The organism is Pseudomonas asuensis, assembly GCF_014646755.1.
Lineage (GTDB): Bacteria > Pseudomonadota > Gammaproteobacteria > Pseudomonadales > Pseudomonadaceae > Chryseomonas > Chryseomonas asuensis.
The window spans coordinates 1-5,030 of record NZ_BMNW01000039.1 but is presented as its reverse complement, the minus strand read 5'-3'; the positions used below and the strand labels follow the sequence as shown (position 1 = coordinate 5,030).

At 51.9% G+C, this 5,030-nt stretch carries 4 protein-coding genes; all 4 read right to left on the bottom strand.

What is annotated here, in order from left to right; translation table 11 throughout:
- Positions 1 to 272: 272 nt before the first annotated feature.
- Positions 273 to 4,166 carry a hypothetical protein gene (locus tag IEX86_RS24330; protein WP_188868729.1) on the bottom strand — a complete coding sequence of 1,298 codons (3,894 nt, stop codon included), beginning with the start codon at positions 4,164 to 4,166 and terminating at the stop codon, positions 273 to 275.
- Between the two features lie 34 nt (positions 4,167 to 4,200).
- Positions 4,201 to 4,605 carry a hypothetical protein gene (locus IEX86_RS24325; RefSeq protein ID WP_188868728.1) on the bottom strand — a complete coding sequence of 135 codons (405 nt, stop codon included), beginning with the start codon at positions 4,603 to 4,605 and terminating at the stop codon, positions 4,201 to 4,203.
- Between the two features lie 98 nt (positions 4,606 to 4,703).
- Positions 4,704 to 4,847 carry a hypothetical protein gene (locus IEX86_RS24320; protein WP_188868727.1) on the bottom strand — a complete coding sequence of 48 codons (144 nt, stop codon included), beginning with the start codon at positions 4,845 to 4,847 and terminating at the stop codon, positions 4,704 to 4,706.
- A 3-nt stretch (positions 4,848 to 4,850) separates the two neighbouring features.
- Positions 4,851 to 5,030 (bottom strand): IS3 family transposase (locus IEX86_RS24315; RefSeq protein ID WP_188868726.1); only part of this gene is annotated, 180 nt, incomplete at its 5' end.

Below are 5,030 nucleotides of genomic sequence, written 5' to 3'. Positions count from 1 at the left end.
CCGCAGCCTGGGTATGGCTGGCCACTGCGCGTATCCTGCTCAATAGACTGGCGTGAAAGGTTTTATTTTGTCTACACCCTCTTAATCGACATTTCAATAATTTCATTCATGAAAAACAGGTGCTCTCAACGTCCACTACGTATGGGTAAACGTTGACAGACACCTTTTCTGGCAGCTTCCAATGTATAGGAACCTTTGAAATCCCTATACTTCAAGAGTGCCTGGTGGTTGCCACAGGGGCTAAGGACAGCCGTTTCACCGGGTGCAAGGCTTTAGCGAATCGGCCCAAGTTGACGCATAGGCTGGGTGTGCGGAATTCTATATTCACCTCCCCCCATAGTGCTCTCTAAGGCATCTACGTATTCAAACTGCCGCCCGCTGCGTAATACATGTACCGCGCCCAAGTTCGTTACCTCGTTATCGGCATACTCGTCGTTATCATCGACTGCTACAAGTGCCCCCATCCGCAATGCTTTTTCTTGAACTAGTCGTAGAGTGGCAGCCTTGAGTTTGTCTGGAACACCAAGGTTTCCGTATTCCCTATCGACATAAATCACAGGTTTTTCGTGTTCTATGCTCCAAGTCAGCCGCAGCATTCTACGCCACATAAGAGCGCCCTGATCATTGCAAATTTGTGCGCTCAGGTATTTACCATCTAGCAGATAACCGGGCAGCGCTTTGGTGAAGGAAGGGTTGCCATGGATATTTAGACATGAGCCCATGATTTCGGTACCACAAAGAAACAGATCTTCCCTATTATCTGAAATGGATGCTTTTAGGCTCGAGCATTTTTCAGCGGATAATGGTTGTGGTTCAAGCTTTTTGATCAGGGTTTTGATATCAAACGCCAGTTGGGGAAATGGCATATCCTGGGAAATGGCCCGTAGATGTTGGGCACTCTGTGACATTGAGTTGCCAGGCGCAACCGCCATCAGCAATTGTCGCTCAATGGCTTTATGCGGGCTTGGCGCATGTTCAGGAAGCTGCTCAAGTGCCTTAGCAACAGAGATTTCCTTGTCCAGCACGGATATCAATAGCGAGAATTCATCTTCCGGGGCATGATTTTCACGAATAATTTTATCGTGTAAAAACCTTGCCGGGTCAACGTGATTAACTAGATCATCAGCGTTGAATGTAATTGGCTCGGTGCGCTGCACAGGTTCTTGCCACAGGCGCCACGCATCCGGTGCTGTGTCTTTAATCTTTGCATTATGAGGACTGTTTTTCACGTCATATCGGAGGTCTTTAGCCATGGCACCACCGTCCCTAGCCACCAGCGCTCTTGCCATCAGCCCTACCTCGTCTCGCATAGAAGCTGGTACTTCCTTACGAGCAATACCAAGGTATATGGAGGTTGCATAGAAGCTCAGGGTCGTGTTGGCCCTGGAATGCTGCATGAATTTTGAGTAATCATCGTGGAAGTGAGTGCTCTCCTGATCCGTGATGCCATATAGTATTTTGCTTAACGCTTTGCTAGCGGCTTGTGTGTCACTCCTATCATGCAAGCCCCGCAGCGCCGCTAAGGCTAGCCCTTTATCCGAAGTGTCAGCATCTGCGATTTTAACCAACGCTAGGGCGTGGGCCATGTCGGGGGTTACACCGTCTCGATAATTGGAGGCACCTTGGCTCACCACATCAAGAATTCGCTGCTTTTGCATGGGATCGAGCGATTTACTCAATGCCATTTCTGAAAGGAATTTCACCATGGGCGCGACACGGCGAGTATCTTTGAATCCGCGGCTTTGTACCACTTTAGTTAATTCAGGTAGCGCGCGCGGGTCGCCTGCGGCCAGCAAAAATAGTGGGGCGGCGAAAATCTTCGTATGCTTTGCCTTGAAACGCTCAGTAAAAGTTTTGAAGGCTTTGGCTGTGTCTGGATCACTGACCGCTCGATACAAGCAAAGCGTAACGCCCATCCGGTAGTGTTCGTTATGGAAGTTACCAATGCTTTGCAATTGCTCGGTAGCTATCTTGGGAATCTGATTTGGGGCCCCAAGGCTATGCCAGAGAAGCCCAGCCATTTGTACCCAGCCCAAGAGTGCCCGGTTGTCCGTTACTTCGGCTTGCTCAGCAATTTCGCGTAGGTTCGGGTACTTGTCGGAAAAGCGGTACTCGCCATCGTCTAGGGTCTCGGTGAGCAGGCCATTGAGGTGCAGTGCGCGATTCATTAACTCTGCGGGATCGCTGGTAGCAGCCCACGCTTTGATCTTAGGAAGGATCCACTCGTAGGCCTGGTTGGTATCCAGTGTCAACACCACTGGAAGGGCTAGGCCGGAGGAAGACGAATTGTCCATCTCGTCATTGGGCTTCAACTTAGCAGCCAACATGTGTGCCGCTCGTGGATCGGCATCGATCAGATATTCTGTCAGCCCCTCTAAAAAGGCTCGATCCGGATTTGCCGCGCGCCGTAATTGATCCGCGCTTTCAGCCTTTGGAAGCCAACTTCCATACGCTGGCATAACCTGGCTCCGTTCCTCTCCTTGATTGATCAGGCGGCCTATAGTACCCAGCACTTGCATCATTTCCATAGCGCTCTGCGCCGAGTTGTTAGATTGCTCCACGTGGTCTGCAGCAAGCCTCAGTAAATACGCCTTGGCTTCCGGCTTCAGTTCTGCGGTACCGCTGAATTCAGACAGAGCCTGGACCATCGTCACATAGTTCGGGAGGTGGTAGCCGAATTGAAAAGGCATAGCTTGGGCAAAACGTCTGGCTAACTCAGGTTCTTCGGGCACAGCGGCGTGTAACAGCAATCCCAAAGGTTTATCCTTGAAGCCACGTAAGGTCTCGCACAGAGCAGGCAGGTTTTGAGAGCGTCCTATGAGTTGGCTGCCGATGTAGTTGAGCTCGGGTAATTGAGCCAAATGCACGAGTGTCTCGTCCAATACCTGGTCGTCTTGTGGTTGAAGTCGCCTGTCCAGTAAATGCGCGGCGGTATAACCCAGCCAGTGTCGATATTGAGGGGTATTACCAAAACGCCCCTGAAGATGCCTATCCAGGTTATGCATCAGGCGCGGAATACGGGGAGAGCCTGTACCCATTAGTCCGCCGGGGCCGAGTAGAGCCTCGATATTAGAATACTCTGTAGCTGAGTTCGTGGTACCGGTAGTCAGTGCGGGGGTATGCATAAGCCACGTCCCCACCAACTCAATGAGCTGGTTTTGAGGTAACTTGAGCGGTTTGTACGCAGGGTTGATTTCTATCGAATGATCTTCAAAGGTTGCAGTACCGTGCAAACGGTTAATGTAAGGTACGAAATCCGCGTCAGACTCTTGCGCTAGACGTTGGCCAATTTTGAGCAGCATCGCGACGTTCTGCTGGTCTGGGTTAAGGTCGTCGATGCTCTTAGCAAGGGCTTGTACCGCATTCAGATCGGGCAGTGTATTAAGAATGACGTGTTTAGCGTGTGCCTGGGGACGATCTTGACCTAGGCGTAAGGCTCGCAGTACGGGGCCAGGCTCAACATTACCCTCGATGGCTAATATGGCCACAGCCAATTTGACGGAGAGCGGCTTGTTCGCCAGATTCTTGAGTGCTGGCAAGTCATAAGACGATTCGTCATCATTATCTGTAATATTGCGATAAATCGCTTCAAGCAGCACCCGGGCCTGATTAAATGACTCCCTACGTGCAGCTTTTTGGATCGATTCTGCTGAGTGTCCGCTAATAACGCCAGCAGTGCTTGATATACGCCTGGCAGCAGAAGCCGCAGTGGCTGTAGGCGCCCCCTGTGCCTGGGTCACGGCTGGCTGCATGTGCAGACGGATATTAAATAGCTCTCTGCCCATGCCGCCATTGGCTAAAGCAAGCACGTCTAGTTCATTGGCCTGCATCCGCACTGGCACGTTGCTCTTGTTTAGGTGCACCTGGACTTCCATTACTTTCTCTTCGGAAAGTAATGAAGCGGGCTGCAGAGGGACTTTACCTCTACGAACGCTGCCATGAGGTAACTCAATGTTTTCCATGGACTCGACTGATTTGCAGGCCTGCTCGAATGCATGCAATTGCTCCTTGTTTAGGAGTTGATTGTCAGCATTTCGAGGAGTAATCGCATACTCGCCTTCAGCAAGCTTTAAACGAAAGCTTTGAGACGGTTGTACCTGCGCCTGATTAAGCCTAGGTATAATCGGGGCAATGTGCGTGGGCGAAATAGGGCGGGAGATATCCACAGGTAAACAGCGTCCTTAATCAGGCTGGATGGACTCAGTTCGGGCTTGCCAGGGCGAGTTGGCTTTGGCGTTCGCTTGCCCCGGGTGGTGGCCGGAAGATCGCGAAGGTCAGCGTTTTTGACGGTAGTCCATCGTAGGTAGGGCTGAAAGCCCGCAACTTGAGCAAGCGCCCCTCGGTATTTACCACTACCGCGACCTGAGTTTCTTGACTAGCGAGTTGCGCGATATAAAGCCAGGCGCTATGGCCCCGGCTATCACGCTGGGGATGAGGCCAATCCAACCGCAGCGGCTTGAGGGCGGCGAGAAACAAGGCTTGTTGCTGGATGTCCAGTGGCGTCATACAGCGGCCGGCCACAGTGAAGTGCATAGAGTCGCACTTCACCTCAATTGGCAGTTCAAAGGTCGCCACGGGCGTGGGGGGCTTGGTCGGAAGAGGCATGCGGGGCCCTTTCTCAAATGGTTCTGACGTTTAACGCCTACCCCTGAGTGGCACGAGGCACTGGTTAGTTCCCAATGCGCAATGCTGCTAGAAGCCCTCTACGCGCGCAGGTAGCGGGCTTCGAAGTCAGCCATCAACTGCACCCGCGTGATCTGCCCCAGGCGCTTCAGCAATAGGGCTTTGGCCGCTTCGAAGTCTTCAGTAAGTGCTGCGTTTAGGGCATTACAGATGGTCGGTAGCAAGCCCTAGGTGTTAGGTCCCGGGAAGAAGGGGTTAGGATCGGTTAAAAAGAGCTGTGGTTGTTTATGCCATTGCCCGAGAATAAAGCCAATCGGTGTTTGCCCTTTCAAGGCGCGCAATGGACGAGCGCTGTTATACGCCCACAGATAATCCTTTATATGCTCCTGCAGCTGTTTAAGCGAGGC